The organism is Gordonia sp. SCSIO 19800, assembly GCF_018132775.1.
Classification (GTDB): domain Bacteria; phylum Actinomycetota; class Actinomycetes; order Mycobacteriales; family Mycobacteriaceae; genus Gordonia; species Gordonia hongkongensis.
This window is the reverse complement of record NZ_JAGRQM010000024.1, coordinates 16491-37060: the sequence shown is the minus strand read 5'-3', so window position 1 is coordinate 37060 and position 20570 is coordinate 16491. Positions and strand designations below refer to the sequence as shown.

Annotated in this window: 21 protein-coding genes; 6 read left to right on the top strand and 15 right to left on the bottom strand. The window is 64.7% G+C overall.

Annotated features, from left to right (window positions below; genetic code table 11):
* Positions 1 to 148: 148 nt before the first annotated feature.
* The 9 genes from KB201_RS21205 to KB201_RS21170 all read right to left on the bottom strand — a co-directional run bounded on the left by KB201_RS21205 (position 149) and on the right by KB201_RS21170 (position 7411).
* Positions 149 to 1000, bottom strand: coding sequence for a hypothetical protein (locus KB201_RS21205; RefSeq protein WP_249146211.1), 852 nt, complete (start codon positions 998 to 1000; stop codon positions 149 to 151).
* 31 nt (positions 1001 to 1031) lie between these two features.
* Positions 1032 to 1529 carry a hypothetical protein gene (locus KB201_RS21200; RefSeq protein ID WP_307848107.1) on the bottom strand — a complete coding sequence of 166 codons (498 nt, stop codon included), beginning with the start codon at positions 1527 to 1529 and terminating at the stop codon, positions 1032 to 1034.
* Between the two features lie 116 nt (positions 1530 to 1645).
* On the bottom strand, positions 1646 to 1903 hold the full coding sequence (locus KB201_RS25005; RefSeq protein WP_249146208.1) for a hypothetical protein: 258 nt from the start codon (positions 1901 to 1903) through the stop codon (positions 1646 to 1648).
* Between the two features lie 15 nt (positions 1904 to 1918).
* Positions 1919 to 2206 (bottom strand): hypothetical protein, encoded by a 288-nt coding sequence (locus KB201_RS21195; protein WP_211540340.1) that lies wholly within the window; start codon positions 2204 to 2206, stop codon positions 1919 to 1921.
* 18 nt (positions 2207 to 2224) lie between these two features.
* Positions 2225 to 2800: a DUF6668 family protein gene (locus tag KB201_RS21190; protein WP_211540338.1), complete on the bottom strand. Its 576-nt coding sequence runs from the start codon at positions 2798 to 2800 to the stop codon at positions 2225 to 2227.
* Positions 2797 to 3501 carry a hypothetical protein gene (locus KB201_RS21185; protein ID WP_307848106.1) on the bottom strand — a complete coding sequence of 235 codons (705 nt, stop codon included), beginning with the start codon at positions 3499 to 3501 and terminating at the stop codon, positions 2797 to 2799. Before KB201_RS21185 ends, KB201_RS21190 begins: the two co-directional genes overlap by 4 nt.
* Positions 3502 to 3634: 133 nt before the next feature.
* Positions 3635 to 4855, bottom strand: coding sequence for a hypothetical protein (locus KB201_RS21180; RefSeq protein ID WP_249146207.1), 1221 nt, complete (start codon positions 4853 to 4855; stop codon positions 3635 to 3637).
* 58 nt (positions 4856 to 4913) lie between these two features.
* Positions 4914 to 5300, bottom strand: coding sequence for a hypothetical protein (locus KB201_RS25000; RefSeq protein WP_249146204.1), 387 nt, complete (start codon positions 5298 to 5300; stop codon positions 4914 to 4916).
* Between the two features lie 545 nt (positions 5301 to 5845).
* A complete protein-coding gene (locus KB201_RS21170) occupies positions 5846 to 7411 on the bottom strand; it encodes a cutinase family protein (protein ID WP_374193965.1) in 1566 nt (521 codons plus the stop codon).
* A gap of 645 nt (positions 7412 to 8056) precedes the next feature.
* Between KB201_RS21170 and KB201_RS21165 the strand changes: the two genes are divergently transcribed.
* On the top strand, positions 8057 to 8800 hold the full coding sequence (locus KB201_RS21165) for a helix-turn-helix domain-containing protein (protein ID WP_211540332.1): 744 nt from the start codon (positions 8057 to 8059) through the stop codon (positions 8798 to 8800).
* Complete coding sequence (locus KB201_RS21160; protein ID WP_211540330.1) at positions 8797 to 9222, top strand: hypothetical protein; 426 nt, start codon at positions 8797 to 8799, stop codon at positions 9220 to 9222. Before KB201_RS21165 ends, KB201_RS21160 begins: the two co-directional genes overlap by 4 nt.
* On the opposite strand, the gene KB201_RS21155 is transcribed toward KB201_RS21160, so the two are convergent.
* Entirely contained in the window at positions 9197 to 10396 is a 1200-nt protein-coding gene (locus KB201_RS21155) for a DUF6545 domain-containing protein (RefSeq protein ID WP_211540328.1), read from the bottom strand. The genes KB201_RS21160 and KB201_RS21155 overlap by 26 nt on opposite strands.
* Positions 10393 to 10938: an ImmA/IrrE family metallo-endopeptidase gene (locus KB201_RS21150; RefSeq protein ID WP_211540326.1), complete on the bottom strand. Its 546-nt coding sequence runs from the start codon at positions 10936 to 10938 to the stop codon at positions 10393 to 10395. The genes KB201_RS21155 and KB201_RS21150 overlap by 4 nt, the downstream gene beginning before the upstream one ends.
* A gap of 85 nt (positions 10939 to 11023) precedes the next feature.
* Between KB201_RS21150 and KB201_RS21145 the strand changes: the two genes are divergently transcribed.
* The 4 genes from KB201_RS21145 (at position 11024) to KB201_RS21130 (ending at position 14784) form a co-directional block, all read left to right on the top strand.
* Complete coding sequence (locus tag KB201_RS21145) at positions 11024 to 11860, top strand: alpha/beta fold hydrolase (RefSeq protein WP_211540324.1); 837 nt, start codon at positions 11024 to 11026, stop codon at positions 11858 to 11860.
* 174 nt (positions 11861 to 12034) lie between these two features.
* Positions 12035 to 12262, top strand: a complete 228-nt coding sequence (locus tag KB201_RS21140) for a hypothetical protein (RefSeq protein ID WP_211540322.1) — start codon at positions 12035 to 12037, stop codon at positions 12260 to 12262.
* Positions 12263 to 13468: 1206 nt separating this feature from the next.
* A complete protein-coding gene (locus tag KB201_RS21135; protein WP_211540320.1) occupies positions 13469 to 13648 on the top strand; it encodes a hypothetical protein in 180 nt (59 codons plus the stop codon).
* A gap of 422 nt (positions 13649 to 14070) precedes the next feature.
* On the top strand, positions 14071 to 14784 hold the full coding sequence (locus KB201_RS21130) for a ParA family protein (RefSeq protein WP_075863052.1): 714 nt from the start codon (positions 14071 to 14073) through the stop codon (positions 14782 to 14784).
* 829 nt (positions 14785 to 15613) lie between these two features.
* Here the strand turns inward: KB201_RS21130 and KB201_RS21125 are convergent.
* From KB201_RS21125 to KB201_RS21110, 4 genes are read right to left on the bottom strand one after another with little or no spacing between them, the layout of a single operon-like run.
* A complete protein-coding gene (locus tag KB201_RS21125) occupies positions 15614 to 16801 on the bottom strand; it encodes a flavin reductase (RefSeq protein ID WP_211540318.1) in 1188 nt (395 codons plus the stop codon).
* A 12-nt stretch (positions 16802 to 16813) separates the two neighbouring features.
* A complete protein-coding gene (gene ribA / locus KB201_RS21120; RefSeq protein WP_211540317.1) occupies positions 16814 to 18172 on the bottom strand; it encodes a GTP cyclohydrolase II in 1359 nt (452 codons plus the stop codon).
* Positions 18173 to 18226: 54 nt separating this feature from the next.
* Complete coding sequence (locus KB201_RS21115) at positions 18227 to 19411, bottom strand: CaiB/BaiF CoA-transferase family protein (RefSeq protein WP_211540391.1); 1185 nt, start codon at positions 19409 to 19411, stop codon at positions 18227 to 18229.
* A gap of 50 nt (positions 19412 to 19461) precedes the next feature.
* Positions 19462 to 20361: a CoA ester lyase gene (locus tag KB201_RS21110; protein ID WP_211540316.1), complete on the bottom strand. Its 900-nt coding sequence runs from the start codon at positions 20359 to 20361 to the stop codon at positions 19462 to 19464.
* Positions 20362 to 20570: the final 209 nt, after the last annotated feature.

Genomic DNA, 20570 nt, shown 5'->3' with positions numbered 1-20570 from the left:
CTGTCGACTCCGCTCGGCGCCGCAGCGGCTACCGGAATCGTCTGCGGGACGGAGGTGCTGTCCCCCAGGCCGATCGGGACCCGCACGAGAAGAACTACGGCCAAGATGACGGCGATGAGGAGCCGGCGCGGCCACGCGCGGCCCGAGGTCAGAACCATGTCGTCGCCCACCTCGGGTCGTCGAGGTACTCCTCGAAGTCGCTGAGTTCAGACGACACGACGGCCTCGGTCAGTTTCAGTTTCCAGCGGCCGTTCTCCCAGATCACCGGGATCGCGCCACCGTGGTAGACGGTGCCGTTGGTGGTCGGGAACTCCTCCGGTGCGGGCAGGGGACCGAACATCCAGCGCACCGATGCAGAGTTCTCGCTGTAGCGGTCCTCGAGGATTTGCACTGCTGCCGGGATCGTCTGGTACTGCGGCTCACTCGGCGCGTTGAGGACGATGTTCTTCAGCTCGGCCGAACCGATGACCGAGCTGTCGAGGATCGCCTGACGGACCTCGCGCGGCCCGTAGGTGGCACGCATGAGGATCTGCAAGGTTGCCAGCGCCGCGCCCTGCGGGGTGCGGCTGAAACCTGATGGCACACCGTCGGCACTGATCTCGGTGGGACCGTCGCTGGTACTGAACGGCATCGGCGCTCCGTAGACCTTCTGCCATTCCAGTCCCTGCGGCGGGGCGATCGGCTGCGTGAGCCGCGATGACGACGTCTTCGACGTCTGTTCCAGGACGTGGCCGTGGGGGTCGGCGGGAACCCGCATACCGCGCCCGATGACGTCGACGTCGCTGCCCGTGTAGGGGCCGTTGGGGTCGGCGGGCAGTGATTCAGACGGTTCCTGCACGACCGGCGGCGGAACAGCAACCCTCGGTTGGCTGCTGTCCTCGCTCTCTCTGAGCAGTGCCAGTCCGGCGATGCTGGTGGCCACGAGCACCACGACCACCGCCGTCCACACACGAGGCCGCTTCCACCAGGCGCGCCTGGTAGGGGTCTCGGATTCGGTCATGCCTGGAAGCGCCATTGCGCAGTTCTCCCTGCTAGTTGGATTCGGGAAGGTGGATCATGCCCGCTGGCGGGGTATCGAGCGCCTGAACGCGGTTGGTGGTGTTGTCCACGGTGGGAAGCTCCAGCAACCAGTCACCGCTGACTACCCACCGCACGGTGGCCGTGGTCTTGGTTATCGAGTCGTCGGACTGGCGGGTGACGATGCCGACGGTCGCCTTATCCGGGGTGAAGGACTCGACCGTGTACCCGATGACTCTGGGGGCTTTGTCTTTCGGGACCGGCTGGGTGATCGAGAGTTGAACACGATTGACTGACCACTGATCTCGTGCTGCCGACGGCGCGACGAGAGTGCCGACCACATTCGGCCACGTGTTGTCGTCGGCAACCGACATCCGGATGGTCGCCGAGATCGCGGCCAGCGCCGCACCGGCACCCGTGCGGGCATATCCGGTGGGGACTGACTGATAGCGGTTGTTGCGCGGACCTTCATCGGCGGCAGGTACCTTGACCCCCGCGAATGAGGTCCACACGACGTTGGTCGGTGGAGCTGTCGGTGCTGGCGTCGTCGATGGCGATGCAGACGTCGAGGAATTCCCCCCGCAGCCGGTGAGGAGGGGTAGCAGCGCGATCAGCGCGGCCAGCGTGGTCAGACCGTAAGTAGCGCCCCGGCGATGCCGGTGGACGCTGCGGCCACGATCAGTCCGATGATCACTCCCAGCGGTGTGTCGGGCGGGTCGGAGGCGGGGTGATCTTGCACGTGCCCCATCTGCCCGCCGATCCAGAACAGCCGCGCCACCGCGGTCAGACAGATCAGCCACATGATCCAGCCCAGAAGCAGATTGAGCGGTTCGGTGACGTCCTTGGGGAGGTCGCTGCCCGCTGCCAGTGTGTGCAGCACGTGCATTCGTGGGTCCTTTCATTAGCTGGTCAGGCCTCCGACGAGACCGCCGGCGACGGCGATGATGACGCAGCCGATGCAGGTCTTGGCGACCTTGGTGGCCGCCTCGCTGTCGGCGGTGCCCTGGTGCTTGTCGAAACCGAACTTGCCGCCCGCGATCAGCAGGGCGCACACAGCCGCCAGGCACGCACCCCAGCCCACCCACGACACGAGAGTCATGAACTTCTCCGAGCCGGGAGGCGCGGTGGGATTGACCTGGAAGTCGACGGCCAACAGCTGTGCTTCGGTGATGAGAGAACGGGTGGTCATGATGTTTCCCCTCGGTGTTTAGGCGACCGTCACGGACGGATCGCTGCGTTCGGCAGCACGGTCGGCTGCCAAGTCCTCACAGATTTGATGTCCCACTGCCGCAATCGGACTCGGCACAGTCGCGATGACGCCGTCGGCGGTCTGTTGCGTGGTCTTGACCCCGTCGGAGGGCCGCCATGTCGGCAGTTGCCGATGCAGCAGCGGGATCAACGATTTGACCCACGGGATGCGATAGGAATGCGGAGCCAGCTCCGACACCGTTCCCGCGTAGCGCACCACGTCCTTGCTCGGACGTCCTGGATGGGCGGCAACGGTGATCAGTCCACACACGGTGACCCCCATAGGCGCGGATTCGTCCAGCGCCGCACGCAGAACGTCGGCGGCCGCAGCGATGCCGCTCATGTGTTCGCGGGCCACGACGAGCACGCGACGGGTGGTCAGCGGCGAGGTGGGCCACCGTCGCTCGGTGTCGGCGGCCGGCGCCCACATCCGGGCGAGTGTGGTCGTACCGGCTCCGCCGTGTGCACCCATCAGCGCGAACAGCGGCGGGAACTCGCCAGTGATCGGCAGCGGCTCGGTACGGACCTCAATCACTGCGACACCACCGAACGTCGCCCATCGGCCGTCCTGGAGCTGGTGTGGGCGGCCAGCTCCGAGACGGCGTCCCAGGTGCGCGGTGCCAACGCCTCCTGCCGCTCCAGATCGAGGTGTGTGCCTTCACCCAGCACCGGGTCGTAATCCAGCGCGACCACGGCGGCGACCTGACCGGTCACCGCGTTCTGCACGAGTTCGGTCAGCGCGAGGTGATTCAAAGTGGGCACCTGGCATGCGATGACCAGCACCGTGTCGGCCAGCAGCCCCATCGCGTCCCAGCAGTCGAACACTTCCCTTGACCGATTGAGTAGGTCCGGTCGGGGGCTGACCACGAGAACCGGTGTCACTGCATCAGGCAGCGGCTCATGGTGCAGCGCTTGGGCCACGCTGAAGGCGCGCGCACCGGCATCGACCACCGGGACCCCGCGCCCGGTGGTCGATACCTGTTCGAGCACAGCGCCAATGGCGGTGCCCTCGTCTGGTGCCCACAGCGTGGCTCCCCGAGGGGAGTGCCACTGGCGGCGATCGGGAACAGCGTCCACGCCGAAGCGGCGCGGGACGTCGGTGTCGTTGCCCGACAGGTCGACCCACCACGACCGGTCTCCCACGTCGGCGGCCCGGTAGTCGGCGAGGAGCGCCGAGAGCACCGAGGTGCCCACTCCCCCGCTGGTACCGCACACCAGCACGGGTCGTTCACGCACCGGGATCTGCTGGGAAGTGCTGGGGTGGTTGGGAACTTCGATCAAGGACCGAGGCCCGGTTCCGGTCAACCAGGACGATGCCGATTCGTTCATTAGCGTGTGCTCCTGTTCGGTCGATGCCGCGGCGTGCGCCCTATCGGCGGTGGGCGGGCTTCTTCTGCTGCGGCCACTCCACGTGCAGACCGGGAATGGCCTTGTTCAGATCGCTGACCGCCTGCTTGGTCGCCTCGTGCACCTGCTTTTCCACCTGCGGCGCAGCAGCGCCCAGGGCCGCGTACGGTGCGCGCGCCTGCTCCCCCGACCAACCGGCCCGCAACGTCTGACCGCCGACCGCGACCGAAGCGCTGACGTCTCCGCCGGCGGTGACCGTGTAGTCCACGGCGGGCAACCCGACCCTGGCGGCCTCATCGGCGGAGAGGTTCAGCTCGAACTGGTTGGCACCGGGATTCGCGGGCGCCTCGGGCCTCTGGGGAGCTCGACGTCGATCCGACTGTCCCGGAAGACGCGGATTCGCGCCAGGATCGCCCGCGCCCAGCGTGTGCGCGATGATCCCGCCGGCCAGACCACCAGCAGCGCCACCAGCAATCGCGGCCGGGATACCCAAGACCGCGGCACCGGCCGCCGCACCGATCCCGGCGCCACCTGCGACGTTGATGGGGTTCCCGCCCGAGACCATGCCGCCGGCCACGCCGCCGATCACTGCGCCGCCCACGCCGCCGACAACGGCAGCGGGGATACCCGCGGCGGCTGCTCCCGTTGCGCCGCCTGCGGCGAAGCCGATCACGGTGGCCGCGGCCTGGCGGGACGCCTCGTCGGCAGGCACGCCCACCGAGATCAGGCCTTGAGCAATCTTCGCTTCGGTGTAGGCCGCCCACTCATTGACCGAAGTCACATCGCGGCGCGACATACCCTGCGGAATGTCGGTGATGAAGTTGCCGATTCGGATCTTCTCCGGCGGCGGGGCGATGGGACGGACCGGGGCGACAGGCCGGGGCGGGCCGACCGGTGCTGTCGGAACCGGGCTGTAGTTGTCGTCGTACTGCGGGGCCGTCAGCGGTTGGTAGGGCGCTTCCTGTGGAGGTGACGGCAGCGTGCCCGGTCCCGGCGAATAGGTCACCGGCGGCGGGCTGGGGGCGGGAGTTGTGCCGCCCTGCTCGGGGACACTGGGCGTAGTTGTGCCACCCTGCTCGGGTGCCTCAGGAGCGCTCGGTGTTGCGCCGCCTTGCTCCGGGACGGCCAACGCGGGGCCAGCACCGAGGCCAGCGGCCAATGCTGCGGCGACTACCGCAGCGGCCAGCATGCGATGATGCGTCGACAGCTGATGCCTTCCGTCGTGGCAGTGATTCGCGGTCATGTCTTACGGGGTCCTTTCGGGTTGTCCTTCAGCGGCCCAACGTGTTTCGTTGGTCGCTTCAGGGGGTGTCTTTCTTGATGGAGGCAATCCAGGTCTTGCCGTCGGCCTGGACGGTCTGAATCAGCTGGGGGTAGACAATCGGCTGTTCCCCTGGCCGGGTCTCGGTCAGTTGCACCGCGTACAAGCCATTTCCCCGGTCGGTGATGCGCAGGCAATGTCCGGTGTCGGGAGGAAGTCCGTCGATGCTGGCTTGCAGCGCCTGAGTGCTGCCGACACCCGTCGGGGTCGCCACCGCCCGCGCCCGCTCTCCCGAACGATCGACGTAGTAGGCGTAGTCGAAGGCCTTGATCACTCCCGGCCCCGACTCCTGATCGCCCGAATCGTTGCCGGTGGTCACCGGACCATCGACGCCCTCGGGACAGTCGTCATCGACGGCTGCGGTCATCCCGCCGGTGTCAGCGAGGACCTCCACTGGGTCCTTCGGTGCCGAATCCATACCTGACTCACCGAACAGCATCCCGAGTCCCGCACCGACAGCGACGATCACGACAACCGATGCCGCCAGAGCGACAGCCAGGATGCGGCCAGCCGGACGCTTCCCCTGGGGACGACGTCGCTGCCCAAGTCGACTCGTAGCCTTGCGGCCCGTGATTGTGCTGGGTGGTGCGGCATCGGCAGGACCGTCGTCCTCGAGGTCCAGTTCGTCGGACTCGATAGTCAGGGGGTCTGGAAGCCTCGGGGCCTCTAGGTCTGGTGCTTCCTCGAGGTGAGCGAGCCAGCCCCATTCATCTCCGATCCCGAGGTTGTCGTCCTGACCGCGGGCGGGGTCGACCACCTTGCCTGCTGCCCGTAGGTCGTCCGCCAAATGCTTCGCAGGAGTGCCGCCGGCGTACGCCCACGCCGCGACCGTGTCGAACCATTTCGAATCAGAGTTGTTGGTTGTCAACAAAATCTCCTCTCCCCCTTTCGGGAAGAAGCCGGACGCAAGGGTCACTCGGCGGTGGGAACAGGCTCAGAGGGCGAGGCGGGATCGTCGGCGTCCTCGGGAGCCGGCGACGACTCACTGGCCGAACCGTCATCGTCGGGAACTGGTGAGGTCTCCGACGGTTCGGTGGTAGCGGCGACCGGCACCGTCGTCGAGGTGTCCGGAAGGGTCGGTACGACGGCGGGCGAGGGCGCGCTACTCGTGTCCGGCGAGAAGAGAGTGTCGCCAGTAGAGCCGGGCGACAACGTCTTTCCGGCTATGTCCGCAGCGAGTGCGGCAAACCATGCCGCGGTGTATGCCGCTGCCGACATCCCCGCAGACGTCGAGGCCCGCGAACCGTAGCTGGCGTGCTGCTGCGCCGTCTGCCAGTAACGCACCAAGTTCGACACATCGAGAAGCTCGGAGTTGTCTGAGAGGTTCTGCTTAACGGCAGTGAACGCTTCATTGGCCCACCGGTTCACCGTGGCCGGTGGTACCAGCTTGACCGTGGCTTCGAGGGCCTTGGCTCCCAGCATCGCCAGTGCCGCAGGTGGGTTGGCCAGTCCGGTTGTCGCGAGTGCGGTGATTGTGGCCGGTGTCAGTACGTCCTTGGCTACGGTGATCACCGCGTTCAGCCCGATCGTGCCGACCTTCACCAGCGCATCCAGCGCATCACCGACCGAGGGGAGCGGGGTCCTCGGATCGGAGGCCACCGCCAAACGCTGCGATATCGACTGGCCCGGCTGATACGACAACTCATCCAGGCTTTCGCCCTGAAGATCCTCGTTGATTACCGGAACCGCGGTCTTGACTGTAGTCAGCGCCAGCGCTTCGGCCAGTGACGTCAAGGTTTGCACCGGATCGTCCTGGTCGAGCTTGCTCTGGCCCGCGATGTTGGTCACCAGGTGGACGACTGGTGCGTCCGCAGGCGCGTCACACGCCAAATCACCGCTCAGGCAATGGGATGCGACCCGTCCGGTCAACTCGCCGTAGTCGCTGACCGTGTCTGCTGTCGGGCCGATGCCACCACCCGCGGGCATCTGCTGGTCCAGCACAGGCACTGACATCAGTGCATCGCCCGAGGTGCCCGGAGCCGGGTCAGGGCGGGTGGCACCGTCGCGTCCGGGAAACAGTGGAGAACCCGCAGGCCGAGTGGGATCGCCGAACAGTGACACTCCCGCAATCCGATCCGCCGACACGGGACCTCGCCCTTGGCCGATGTCGCGGGCGACACGAGCCGCGGCAAACGCGCCCTGCGAGTAGCCCGTCAACGCAAACTGGGTGTCGTCGCAGCGATCCGCGACCTGCTTGATCATCGAGGTGGTTCGGGTCATCGCGTGCGAGACCGAGTGGTCGAAGGTCATTGTCGAGTTTCCGACCGCTCCGCCGAACCCGGCCGGATACGGGACGTATGCACGCTGCACCAGGGAACCGGCCATCGTCATCAGCGGTTTCATCACAGAAGACAAGAACCCGGAGTCCGTGGTCGGGCTGGCGTTGGCCGCTGATTGTCCCGTGCCCTGAACTCCCAGGACGTAGAGGCTGGGGCAGGTCCCGGCGGCCTCGGCGGGAGCGGCGACTGTCGCGGTCAGCCCTCCGGCGGCCAAGGTGACGGCCACCGACACCACGGCGCCGCGGCGTCGCCATGTGTTGCTCACTGCGGCCCGCTTTCCGCCAGCCACGTCGGCAGCAGCGGATGGCCCACGTTGCAATGCGCAACAGTCAACCCAACCGCGAAAGGCACCCCGAGAACGCATACGAATCCCGGCCGGCGGGAGCTGCATCGGAATGTGGTTGTGCGGCCGTAGATTGTGGCAGCAACACAAACGCTCTGAGCGGTCGGGACCATCAAAGTCTGCCGCTGATCGATGTTTACGCCGTTCACGAGTCCTCGCTTCGAGTCGATCGATTCGAAGCGGCACGCCATCGCATCACGCGTAAACTGCGAAGTGCCTGGCTGCCGCATCGGGGTTCGGGCTGTTCACATGCACTCGTGGGCCGAGTCCGAGGGGAAGACGGCAATCTGGTCCTCAGCTCGGTCCACGAGATGCTGAATGGGTTCGGTTAGTGCTCGCAGCTCTCCCTTGGTTATGAGGCCGGTTGAGTCGTAGACGAGTCGCACACGACGTAACGGAAACGGAAACTTCGCCGCAGCATCGGAATACTGTCGCTACAACGGATGTTTTTTGCCGGTTACGCCGGCTCGCAGAACCGAAGATACACCGAAAGTAGGGCGAATGGAAGGCGTACGTGCCGGCCGGTCACGCACTCGGCGACCGCAAGCACCTAAAGTGCGACGGGTGGCCGATACATCGCGCTTTGGGCGCTTAGTTCAAAGGCGCCGCCAGGAGCTCGGGATGTCACAATCTGACGTTCGCCTCGCCGGCGGTCCCAGCGATCTCACCTTGCGCAAGATCGAACGCGGTACGACTACGCGGCCCGATTACGTCACGCTGGCCAAGCTCGATAATGCGCTGCGGTGGACACCCGGCAGCGCAGGACGCGCCTTTGAAGGTGGTGATCCCACACCTCTTCCCGACCCACGCCTAGGCAATGACAGTGCCGCCACGATAGGTACTAGACGACCGCCTACACCTATCACTGCTACGGAACACGGTGTCTTCCTCCGCACCGATGCGCTCGCCGATTTGACCAAGAAGGGGCGCGCGCTCGACGACCTTCCGAATCTGTCCGAGGGACAGGCTGCGGGTGTGTCAGAACTTCGTCATGCCATCGATCGGCTCACCCGAGCGTGGATCGTGCGTCAGGCTGAGATCGCCCGACGTAGGGGCTCGCTGAACGACCTCATACTCGTACTCGACGATCATCTTCGAGCACCGCCGTCTAAAGCCGGTACCGAGCAGGATCAGGATGACCTTCGGTACCTTCGGTGGCTAGCGGGCTACGAGACACCTAACCCCGACGACGAGCAGCGCTACGAAACCCGTTTCTCCAATGTCGTCGAGCAAGGAGATTCATGAACACTCCCCCGTTGAACGATCGGCTGAATCGGCTGGTTTCCTTCGCTCACTCCAGGAACCAGCCGCCGCTGACCAACCGAGAGATCGCTGACAAAACCTCGACCATCCTTGATGCACCGGTCGATGAAGCTCTGATCGCCGGCTTGCGGGATGGTTCAGTCACGGTGCTGACTGACGACCTGCGACAGGCCCTGGGGCAGGTTTTTGGTCTCCAAGATCTCGGCTATTTGGCAGCCCCGCGGTCCGTGGCAGAAAACGATCAGGTCCTGCTCATGCATGACCGGTTGGCCCTCATCGCTGAAGCCCGGGATCTCGGAGTTCAACACATTGCGACTCGCGACGTGGACCAAGACCCGAATCTCGTTCGCAAACTGCGCTCCGCGCTCGGCGCGATGATCAAATCGCCCTCGCAGACGCAGTAGTCTGCCGCTCTGGCGTCTGCTGGCATGTCGGGGTACTTCGCCATTCTCGTGCCACCGCATCGAGATCCGCCTCGGAACTAGCCCATAGCGGCCGCGTCTCGCCCGTCGAGGCCGGCGGCACCGCCGCTCGTCTGCCCGCCTCCCATGCGTGTAGTGCCTCCCGCAGTAACTGGGCGCGGCCAGCTGCTGATTCTGGCCACGCCGTACCTTCGGGTAGGTTCCGCGACAGGGCATAAATCGTGTCTTCGAGTTCGATACGCATCCGATGCTCCCGCTCGGTCTCACTCGGGAACCCGTCGGCCGGACCCAGTTCCGCGAGTCGGTAGGCCGGCAGAGCAGCTGTCAGGGATTCCCACATCGGGCGTAGCTCGGCCATTCGCTGCTCACGGGCGTGGTCGAGGCCAAGACGACGGCGAATATCCACCACGACGGCGGGAATTCCAACGGGGAGCCAAGGCAGCAACGTCGGGTAGAGGGCGAAATCGTTTCGAGCAGACGAGCGAGGCTGGGTCCACGACCCGTCGACACCGGCGCTCATGAGCCAACCGGCGCCCATCACCCACATCAGGTTGATGATGCTGAAAGCGATGGCAGCGGATAAGGCCAGTACCAGAATCCGGCGGCTACGCGTACCGGTCTTTGCCATCTGCCATAAGGTGGCTATGACAACAAGCTCGGCAGGGATGAACAGAATGCTGTGAAGGGTTAAGTACAGTCCCGTGCGCCACGACCCGTCGAGCTCCTCGATTGCCATCTGATTGGCCCGCAAAGGTGCGTGGACCCACACCAACAGGACGGCGGCCGCAAGCACACCTGTAGTCACCGCCCACCACACTGCCGATGACGTTGTGCCACTACGCGATCGCCACCGTAGCCCAAGCAACAGCAGTGCTGCGGCCGCAGCCACCTGCAGTATCGCGCCGATTACACGTAGATCCGCCAACGTGAGGGGCGTGTGCCCCATCATCCAGTCCTGGACGCCGGGGACCCGTAACCCCGCATAGACCACGATGAACAAGGCGTACCAGTGTGCTGCGGTCGTGGTAGGTCGGCGATCTCGAAGGATCAGCATCCGATAACCGATCAGCGCCAGCGCAATCGCGATTACCGGGCCGCAAATCCACGTCGGTACAGCGGTGGTGGTCTGCTGAACGAGAACGTCGCTGGGTCTCACTGCTTCAACGGTTCGAAGAATGCGCTTGCGATCCGATCAAACCGCCCATCGCCGCGCTGTCCGCGGCTCAGAACCGCCAAACGGGTACCGACGAGCTCCGCAGCGTTCTCCTCTTGGCTGTCGAACACGCTGCGATGCAACACACGCTCAACCATATTCAGGTCAAGACCATCGGCCAGTGCCGCCATGGCGGTTGGATTCCATTGCCCGCCCTGGTGATCGCAAAGGATGTGTCCGATCTCGTGAAAGATCTGTTGCCGCTGGTGGCGTTCACTCCTGGTGTCGTCGTAGTTGATGATGAATGCATCTCGGGTCACCCACAGCAGGCCGCACGATCCCGGTTCTCCCGCGTTTGGTGCCTCGGTCTGCCAGGGGGAGAGGATCACCTTACGGTCGTAGCGGTTCTCGATCCAGCTGCAGAACTCATCTACGGTCCACGGGGGAACGACCGGAATCTCCGACAGGACCTTCTCTACGAGTCCAGGCTGGGACTCGCGTCGTGCCATCCAGGAGCTAAGCCCTGGCATTGCGAAATTCACCACCCGTATCGACCTCCCGACTGCGGTCTGACAACCTGGGGTGCAACATACCCGCTCAGCCGACAATGCCAGGAGAGGAATCCCCACCGTGCAGACATTCAGTTCGGGCACACTGACGCTGCAGTACACCGAGCTGGGGCCGAAGGATGGCGAGACGGCTGTTCTCCTTCACGGGTTCCCGCAGGACTCCACTTCCTGGACGCAGGTCGCATCGTTCCTCGTCGAGAACGGTTACCACGTTCTGATCCCCGACCTGCGGGGCTACTCACCGCAGGCCCAACCCGCAAAGCTGGCGGAGTACACCGTCGCCGCTCTCGTTGGCGACGTCGTCGCGCTGCTCGATGGGCACGGCCTGGAGTCTGCGCACGTGATCGGACACGACTGGGGCGGATCGCTGGTCTGGACCATGCGAAAGACCCACGCTCACAGGATGAAGACTGCCACCGTGGTGTCCACACCGCACCCGGCCGCGCTGTCCTGGGCATGGACGCACACTGGTCAGCTGGTGCGTAGCTGGTACATGGGGGCAATCGCACTGCCCGTCCTGCCCGAGATCATCATCAAACGTCGACTTTCCACTCTGCTAAAGGCCTCAGGCCTGCCAGCAGAACGAGCGTCCTACTACCAAGACCTGATGAATCGACCGGGCGTAGCCACTGGAGCACTCAACTGGTATCGGCAGATGCTGCGCGACCTCGTAAAGCCGACCGCCGCAGCCAAGATCGCCAAGGCCTCCCCTCCCCCACCCACTCTGTATCTGTGGGGCACCAACGACGCCTTCTTCAATCGGGCCGTCGCACGAAGGACCCCCGAAGTTGTGCGTGACCTGGAGTTCCAAGAGATCAAGGGTGGAAGCCACTGGCTGCCCGAAACGCACCCTCAAGAACTCGCAGACAGCATCACGCAACACATGAAACGCTCCTAAACAGCACAAACCGCATCTGACCGACAGGGATCGGCACACATTACCGAATGTGTGCCGATCCCTGTCGTGTTAGATTCGTAAAGTCTGCGGATTCGGCGTGTCGCTCCCAGTATCGTCCGCACTTGTGACGCAAAGTGGACGGCGACGGCAACCGTCCGAATGAAGGAGGCCGCGATGCCTGACCCCCGATTCAAAACCCACACCGAGCACATGAACATGCGTCAGACCGCCGAGATCAAGGCACTCGCCAAGAGTGAGGCCGAGAAGCTCAAGGAGAAGTACGGCGTGGCTATCTCCATGTCGGAGTGGGTTGCTGCCGCAATCGCGGAGAAGGCAGGACGACCAGACTTGATTCCCGCAAAGCTTCGCCAGGAGGTGATCCAGCTTCAGCTTGGCGCCTAACTAAATGACGAACGCCCCCGGCGGCAACCGAGGGCGTTCGTGAAGTTTGAGGGACGAGGCGGCAATCTCGTTCCCTGATTCCCCGAAGGGACTGTCTTGCGTGACAGGTCTCAGGGTAGCGCGCACCCTTTGGTACCCGCAATCCCTGCTACATCCAGCGTGTCGAATCGTGATCTTCGATCCGCACAGGCGCTCGCTCGCGCCTGCGGAACACGGCTCTATTACGGCTCCTCCCCTACTCGACGTCGGCGAGGCGTCATCCGCACCACAGCACCCGTGCGCATCCGTATCGGCCAGGGCGTGAATGGTGTCGTCCACATCGAGCCGCCCGCTCGCGTCCGGCTTGACCTCCCACGTCTGGCCTACGCGGGCGTCGCCGCGTGGTACAGCGACATCGACTACCTCATGCAGATCCAGATCGCCTACGACCTCCACTACCCCACCCTGCGACCGGCCTTGGCGGACAAGCAAGGACGGGGTGGAGTCAGCAAACAGGCCGTGGTCAAAGTCGCCGCAGCGCGCGCATCTGCTGCCGATTGGGAGACCGGCCGCAACTCTCGACTCTCGGTTGCAACCATCATGGCCCGCACTGGACTTGGCGAACGCACTGTCCAGCGAGCCTCTGCGTTCCTCCGCCTCATTGGGGCGGCCACCGAGGTTCTTCGTGGCCGGCAGCGCACTCTCCGCGAGCGGATGGCGTCCTGGCGCAAGGGAGATAAGGGGCGTGGCTGGGCGAGTGTCTACGCCCTGCATCCGCCGAACAATGCACAGGTCAGGCGCATCAAACTCGCTACCGACCCTCTCGCGACACCCCACCCCCGACAGGGGTCCTTTAGGACCCCCCCTCCCCTTGGTCAAAACTCACTATCCGCAACCGGCAAAGCCAGAGAGAACCAAAGCCGCGCTTCGCGCGACTCCAGGACCACAGGAGTTCGCCGGCCAGCGCTCAAAGCTCGCCCACGGCATAATCAGAAGGGCCTGCTGCTGGGCCACAAATGGCGCCACAGCGCTACAGCACCGCCGTGGGCAGCAAAATGCTCCCTTGGTCGGCTCGCCGCAGTTCTCGCGAAACCTGCTGCATTCGGGTGGACTCCGGCGGACCTCGACCAGCTCTTACGTGACCACGTCAGCCTCGGAGGTTGGATCGCCACCGACCCCAGCGACCCGGTACGACTCCTCGGAGGGCTGCTCAAGAAGCACGGCGACATGGAAGACCGTCCCGCGGCCGCCGAAGAAGCTCGCGAGGCCGAGTTCCGCCGAGCAGCCGCAGCTCGCCGACGAGCAATCGCCAACTGCTCCCTATGCGGCGAGGACGGCTACCGAGACCTGGGCGACGTCGTCGCGCGATGTGACCACATCACCCGGATGACCGTCACCAGCCACTGAGTGGTGTTGTAGCGCTACAACGTTGGTCCAGTTACAACGTTTTGCGGTTGAGAGGTTATGCACGGACAACGTTGTAGGGTTGTCACGTTACATCGTTGTAAGCTTAAATAACTACAACACTTAAACCTTGTAGCGTTCGACCATCGCAACGTTGTAGCTGGGCAACGTTCAAAAGTTCCAGGACGACAACACTAGAACGTTAAAAGGTTAACGCTTGCAGCGTTGTGTCGTTCCAACGTTTGAGGGCTCCGGCGTTATAAGGTTCCGGGGTTACACAGTTACAGGGTTTAGTGCTTATAACGGCTGAACCGCAGGGAGTTACAAGGTTTGAACGCTACAAAGGTGCAACGTTGCAACCGGACGACTGCTTGCAGATCGTGCCAGCGTTGTGCCGCTACAACGTTCAATAGTGGAGGGCCACAATGGCAAAGATCGTCGTGCATCACTCTCGAAAGGGAGGGGTGGGCAAGAGTACGGGAGCGTACGAGCTGGCCTACCTGCTGGACGCTGTCCTGGTCGACTTCGAGCACGACGGTGGGGGAGTGACTGGAAAGTGGGGGTATCGGCCGCTGGAACGGCTGCGGATTCCGATCCTGGATGCGTTTGAGAGCGGTAGAACACCTCGCCCGTTGAAGGGGCACGGCAAGCCTCGGCTGGTGCCCGGACATCCTGACCTTTACGACCAGATGCCCCAACACGAGGTCGTGGCCGACGCGCTCGAGCGATGGGCGAAGGATTGGGACACTGAATGGGTTGTTGTCGACACACACCCCGGGATCTCTCCCGCCGCGTTCGGTGCACTCAGTGTTGCTCACGCGGTGATCGTGCCGACGCCACTGCGCAACCTCGATCTGACTGCCACCGAAGAGCTCATCAATGATATGCCGGACTACCCACTCATCATCTCGCCGACGATGATCCCGCCTGTTCCACCGGAAGCAGAGCTCAGAAGACTAGCTAAGGCGGTTGAGGGCACCCCCGTTCAGGTGGGTCCGCCGGTCCCAAGAGCGGTTGCCGTCGAGCGTCGCACCAAACGCATCGCGATTACATCCGAGAACCCGCCGGCGAAGGCACTGCAACCTGTCGCCGAGGCATACGAAGAAACCGCGAAGTTCGTCCAGGAGTATGTCCGATGAGTGCAATGAACGGCCTTGACGCCATGACCAGACAACGTGAGAAGCGGGCCAAAGCCCGGCCTATGCCACCGCCGCGCCACACGGCGCCGCCGGTATCCACGACCGAAACCGCTAGCGGACCCGGCGAAGTGTCGGGGGAGTCCAACCAGCCACCGTCTGCGACGACCACCACCGAGCAAGTCAGAACCACGGCAAATGTCGAAGCGGCGCCGGCCGCGCCCACTCCACCAGAACCAACTAAGCCCTCGGTAACGGTGGCCGCGAAACCTCGCCCCACAACACCGAAGCCGAAGAAGAACCCCGCGCCAGCGCCATCCACTGACGCCGCTGGTGGTTCGCCTGGGCGCACCGTGGGCCCGAGCACGATCTACTTCGATGAAGAGACTGACGACTTCCTTGAGGAAGTGAGCATCGCTGGCCGCCGAACCAAGCCCAGGATCGACTCGCGAAGCGCGATCGCGAGGTTCGCGATGCGCAGGCTGATGAACGAGATGTCACCTGAGGAAGTAATCGCCGCCATTCGGGCGGAGATAGAAGCCGCCGGACCGAGCCAGAACAAGCCAGGCCGCCCGCGACGTTACTGAATTTAGGCAGTTGTAACGGTACAACGTTACAACTGCGTGCGCGCCGTCGAATCCGTGCGAGTGCGCCAGGACGGATGCGAGAAACGAGACCACGCCGCCACCTGAACACTGTCCTGACACAGAACCGTCACGGAAGCCCCAATACATCGCCCTTGGTTCCCGATCTCGGATTGCCGACTACGACGTCGACCACCCCTTGGATGTGTGCCGGGCTGGGTCCTGCGACGTACCGAGGCACCCGGCCGTCAGTGCGGCCGGTGTCCGCCGATGGCCTCAGTGGCCTGTTGCCCCGCGCGGGCCAGGGCGGTCTCCATCTGCGTTAGTCGCTCGGTACTCAGGCCGCGAGGTGCCTGGTAGATGCTCAGCAACAGAACCGGGTGACCCGCGGAATCGAACACAGGGGCCGACAGGTGCCTGATGTCATGCGTGTCGGTTGCGGAGAGCTCACGCGGCTCGTAATCGTCCAGAGCCAGCTCCGCGATCGCCGTCTTGAGCTCCCGCTCGCCCGCCGGGTCCGGGTCGTCGATGGCCAGCGCGGCGATCGCCCGTTCCAGTCGGACCTGTTCGGGGGAATGGAGCACCAGCGACCAGCCGCGTTCGCGGACACGTTCCAACGCGGCGTCGAGCTGGTCTGTGTCGAGCTGGCCGCCGGAGTCTCCCACCCAGCGCCTCATGCCGACGTCGTCGAGCCAGGCCGCCCAACCCGTGCCGAGGGGAGCGGTGAACGGCATCCGGGTGCCCAATTGAATCCGCGGGGGACGGTTCAGTGACGTCGGTATGCAGCTGCCGACCAGCACCTGCTGGGTGCCGATGACCGTGGAAGCGCAGCATTCCACCGCGCAGTCCTCGGCCACCGCCTCCATGAACTCGCGGGTCGATTCCAGGATTGTCAGCGATCGGTACAGATCCAGTTCGGCGGGTGCTGACAGAGACGTCGATGCGAACCGGCCGTAACCGCCCTGGAAGAAGACAAGCGGCTGATCCCCGGTGTCCAGGCCGAGTTCGTCGACCCGGCCGACCACGATGTGGTGATCGCCTGCGTCGTAGACGTTCTCGATCTCGCAGTCGAGCCATGCCACACTGTCGTGGATACGGGGCATGTCGTGCGTGCTCGGCGACCATGCGATGCTGGCGAACTTGTCGCCGCCCTTGATCGACATCGCGGCACAGACCCGCTGCTGGTGCGCGCCCAGCACGTTCACGCAGAATCTGCCGTTCTCGCGGATCTTGGGGAACGTCGACGACGACTTGTCGGGTAGGAAGGCCACCAGCGGCGGGTCGAGAGAGACCGAGGTGAACGATCCGACAGCCATACCGGTCGGTTGTCCGTCACCGTCCAGCGATGTTATCGCGACGACCCCGGTAGGGAAGTGGCCGAGTACTCGTCGGAAAGTCTGCGGATCCGACGCGATTGATGTGTTACCGGCGGGCATTCTCAGAACCTTTCAGAGGGCATGACGAGAGACGGACCGGATGAGACCGGAGACGTCGGAATCGAAACCGTCCCGTTCGGCGTCGTCGACCAGGTCGATGAAGTGCCCCAGTCGATCCCGCTTCGTGAGCAGGTAGTGGATGTTCTCGGCGGTGATCTTGCTGCTGAGGCGGACCCGATCGACGACGTGGACGCCGTTGGCACTCATGACCGACTGCTTGTCGGGGTTGTTGGTGATCATTCGGATGCGATCCACCCCGAGGTCCGCGAGGATCTGTGCGGCGACCCGGTAATCTCGATTGTCGATCGGCAATCCCAGCGCGGTGTTGGCATCGACGGTGTCGAGCCCCTTCTCCTGCAGGGCATATGCCTGGAGCTTGCGGCCCAGACCGATACCACGACCCTCGTGACCGCGGAGATAGATCAGGATGCCGTTGCCCTCTTCGGCGATGAGGGCCAGGGACTCTCGCAGTTGCTCGCCGCAATCACAGCGCAGCGAGCCGGCGAGATCGCCGGTGATGCACTCGCTGTGCACGCGGACCAGGACCCCGGTGTCGGTCTTGTTGGCCGCGGCGATTTCGCCCGCGACCAACACCAGATGCTCGGCGCCGGGGCTGCGATAGGCCAGGGCCCGGAAATGGCCGAAAGTAGTGGGCAGTTCGGCAGCGCCGGTCATGTCGATGGCCGACCGGACCTCAGCGTCGGCCTCGTCCTCCGGCTCGTCGACGACATCCGGTGCCGGTGCGGCCGTGCGTTCCTTCAGCTCGGCGATCGAGAGCACCGGCAGGTCGTGTTCCTCGGCGAACCGTAGGACCTGAGGTCCTCGCATCATGGAACCGTCGTCGACGACGAGTTCGCTGATGACTCCGACCTCGGTCAGTCCCGCCAGGCGGAGCAGGTCCACCGCGGCCTCGGTGTGGCCCGGGCGTTCCTGGACCCCGCCGGGACGTGCCCGCAGCGGGAAGATGTGCCCCGGGCGGCGGAGCTCGGAGCGACGGGTACCGGGATCGGCGAGCGCCCTGAGCGTGCGGGCCCGGTCGGCCGCGCTCACACCGGTACCGGCGCTGACCGCGTCGACGGACACCGTGAACGCGGTCGCGTGCGGGTCACGGTTCTCGGTGACCATCAACGGCAGGTCCAACGTGTCGGCGCGCTCGTCACTCATGGGCGCGCAGACGATTCCGGTGGTGTGCCGCACTATGAAAGCGAGTGCGTCGGCAGTCGCGAGCTCGGCCGCCATGATCAGATCGGCTTCGTTCTCGCGACCCGGATCGTCGGAGACGATGACCATCCCGCCCGATCGAAGCCGGGCGATGACGTGCTCGAAGTCCGTGACTGACAAGGTGTTGTTCTCGTCCACAGTCTCTTCCATTCGCTAATTCATTGCTTCGATCGGTACGGATCGACCGATCACCGATACTGGGACTCAGATCGTTCCGTCTCGACCGAGCCGGCTGATGGTCTGTTCGTCGAGGTCGAGCAGTTTGCGGTACACGTAGTCGTTGTCGGCCCCCAGCGCACGTCCGGAATGGGTGACACGAGCCGGAGTTTCGCTGAATCGTGGCACCGGCGCCTGCATCCGGATGGGGCCGAGGTCGGGGTCGTCGACCGGGGCATAGGTCCCGCGGGCGCGGAGGTGGGGGTCGTCGAGGAGTTGCGAGGCGTCGTAGACAGGTGCCGCCGCGACCTGCTCCCGCTCGAAGACCGCCATCGCCTCATCGCACGTGCGCTCGCCGATCCAGTCGGCGACTGCGGCGTCGACGGCATCGGCGTTTCGCAGCCGCTGCTGGGGGTCGCCGAAATCCGGGCTGTCGGAGAGGTGGGGTTGCCCGATCGCGGCGAAGATCCGCTTGGCGATGCTCGGGGCACTCCCTGAGACGGCGATCCATTTGCCGTCCTTCGTGAGGTAGGTGTTCCGCGGCGCGCTGATGTCCCACTTGTTGCCGAACCGGGTCTGTATCTCGCCGAGCTGGTCGTAGACCAGAACCGATTGCTCGATGAGTCGCGACAGGGGCTCGATGAGGCTCAGGTCGATGAGCTGCCCGGTGCCGTTGTGGAGATCCCGGTGGTACAGGGCGGCGAGCACGGCGTATGTACCGGTCAGCGCGGCCACTCCGTCGGCAAGCATGAACGACGGCAGCGTGGGCGGACCGTCGGCCTGGCCGGTGGTGTGCGCGAAACCGCTCATCGCCTCGCTGAGCGTCCCGAACCCGGGCCGGTCGCTGTACGGGCCCCCGGCACCGAAGCCGGTGACGTGCAACATGATGAGGCCCGGATTGACCGCGGACAGTGCCTCGTAGCCGAGGCCCCACTTCTCCAGGGTGGAGTACCGCGTGTTGACGATGATGACGTCGGCCTTGCCGGCCAGTGATCGGAGCAGATCCTGGCCGTCTTTCCTGCGTAGGTCGAGTGTGGCGGTGAGCTTGTTGCGGCCGACGCTCTTCCACATGAGGCCGTGGCCGTCTTTCTGCGCGCCCCACTTGCGAATCGCGTCGCCGCCGCCGGGCTGCTCGATCTTGATGACCTCGGCTCCGAGTTCGGCCAAGAAGGTTCCGGTGAGCGGGCCCGCGGCGAGGGACGCCGCGTCGAGCACGCGTATTCCGTCCAGCATGCCGGGCGCGAGGGCTGTTCCGGTGGGATCTGTCGGGGTCGCTGACGAGGTCATCGGTCGCTCGATTCCTGGAGGATGCGGCGGGCCCGGTCGGCGATGGGGTAATCGACCAGCCTGCCCTCGGAGACCGTCGCAGCCGCGCCTTCGGCCTCGGCTCGGGTGAAGTCGGTCAGCATGTTCCGGGCCATGGCCAGTTCGGCCTCACTCGGCGCGAATCCGGTGTGGGTGAGCTCGACCTGGCGGGGGTGGATCAGCATCTTTCCCTGGAAGCCCATCACGCGGGCCTGTTTGCACATGTCGAGGAACTTCTGGTCCTCGCGGAAGGCGAGGAAGGGGCCGTCCAGGGGCTTGGCGACGCCAGCCGCCCGTGCAGCGACTACCAGGGCGGACCGGGCGTAGAGGAGTTCCTCGGCGCCGTCGCTGTGGTCGAGGCCCTGGATGCCGAGATCGAGCATGTAGTCGTGCGCGCCGAACACCGCGGTCTCCACGCGCGGACTCGCCTGCAGGATGTCGGTGGCCCGGACGATGCCGCTCGCGGACTCGATGAGGATGAGCAACCGAGTCGAACCCACCGGGACACCGTGGTGGCGTTCGGCGGCTTCCAGCCATGCGTCGGCGGCGCGGACGGTGTCCACGTCGTCGACCTTCGGCAGGACGATGCCGTCGAGGGCCGGCTGGACCACCGCGAGGATGTCCTCCCAGGTGCGTCCGGTGGACGGATTGTTCACGCGCACATACGTCCGCACGGGTCCGGTGGCGGCGACCCCTGCGCGGGCGAGTTCACGGGCGTCACTCTTGTTCTCGTCGGTGACCGCGTCTTCGAGATCGAGCGCCGCGGCGTCCGGTCGGAGCTCGGCCATCTTCTGCACCGCGCGGGCGTTTGTCGCCGGGCAGAACAGCAGCGAGCGTAGTCGTGCGCAGTCGGCGCGCTGAGAGACTTCGATGGACATGTCCACTCTTTCTGGCTTGTTCGCGAGTGCTGAGTGACCCTGGTCGTGCGGCCGTGAGACTCGGCCGGGTCTGCTCCCTGAAGCGAAGACCGGCTATTGTATCTGGGATACAAACGATCATATGCTTGTGACACAAGAGGGGTCAAGGACAAGATGTGTCGATGATCACCTCAGACTGTTGAGCCCGCGTGGGACTGCTGAAAGGGTGT

Coding starts and splice junctions, on each gene's coding strand:
- KB201_RS21125 (WP_211540318.1), bottom strand. CDS start 16,801: ATGCCCGCCGGTAACACATCAATCGCGTCGGATCCGCAGACTTTCCGA.
- KB201_RS21205 (WP_249146211.1), bottom strand. CDS start 1,000: ATGACCGAATCCGAGACCCCTACCAGGCGCGCCTGGTGGAAGCGGCCT.
- KB201_RS21160 (WP_211540330.1), top strand. CDS start 8,797: ATGAACACTCCCCCGTTGAACGATCGGCTGAATCGGCTGGTTTCCTTC.
- KB201_RS21195 (WP_211540340.1), bottom strand. CDS start 2,206: ATGACCACCCGTTCTCTCATCACCGAAGCACAGCTGTTGGCCGTCGAC.
- KB201_RS21130 (WP_075863052.1), top strand. CDS start 14,071: ATGGCAAAGATCGTCGTGCATCACTCTCGAAAGGGAGGGGTGGGCAAG.
- ribA (WP_211540317.1), bottom strand. CDS start 18,172: ATGGAAGAGACTGTGGACGAGAACAACACCTTGTCAGTCACGGACTTC.
- KB201_RS21165 (WP_211540332.1), top strand. CDS start 8,057: ATGGAAGGCGTACGTGCCGGCCGGTCACGCACTCGGCGACCGCAAGCA.
- KB201_RS21180 (WP_249146207.1), bottom strand. CDS start 4,855: ATGACCGCGAATCACTGCCACGACGGAAGGCATCAGCTGTCGACGCAT.
- KB201_RS25005 (WP_249146208.1), bottom strand. CDS start 1,903: ATGCACGTGCTGCACACACTGGCAGCGGGCAGCGACCTCCCCAAGGAC.
- KB201_RS21135 (WP_211540320.1), top strand. CDS start 13,469: ATGGAAGACCGTCCCGCGGCCGCCGAAGAAGCTCGCGAGGCCGAGTTC.
- KB201_RS21115 (WP_211540391.1), bottom strand. CDS start 19,411: ATGCTGGACGGAATACGCGTGCTCGACGCGGCGTCCCTCGCCGCGGGC.
- KB201_RS21110 (WP_211540316.1), bottom strand. CDS start 20,361: ATGTCCATCGAAGTCTCTCAGCGCGCCGACTGCGCACGACTACGCTCG.
- KB201_RS25000 (WP_249146204.1), bottom strand. CDS start 5,300: ATGACCGCAGCCGTCGATGACGACTGTCCCGAGGGCGTCGATGGTCCG.
- KB201_RS21140 (WP_211540322.1), top strand. CDS start 12,035: ATGCCTGACCCCCGATTCAAAACCCACACCGAGCACATGAACATGCGT.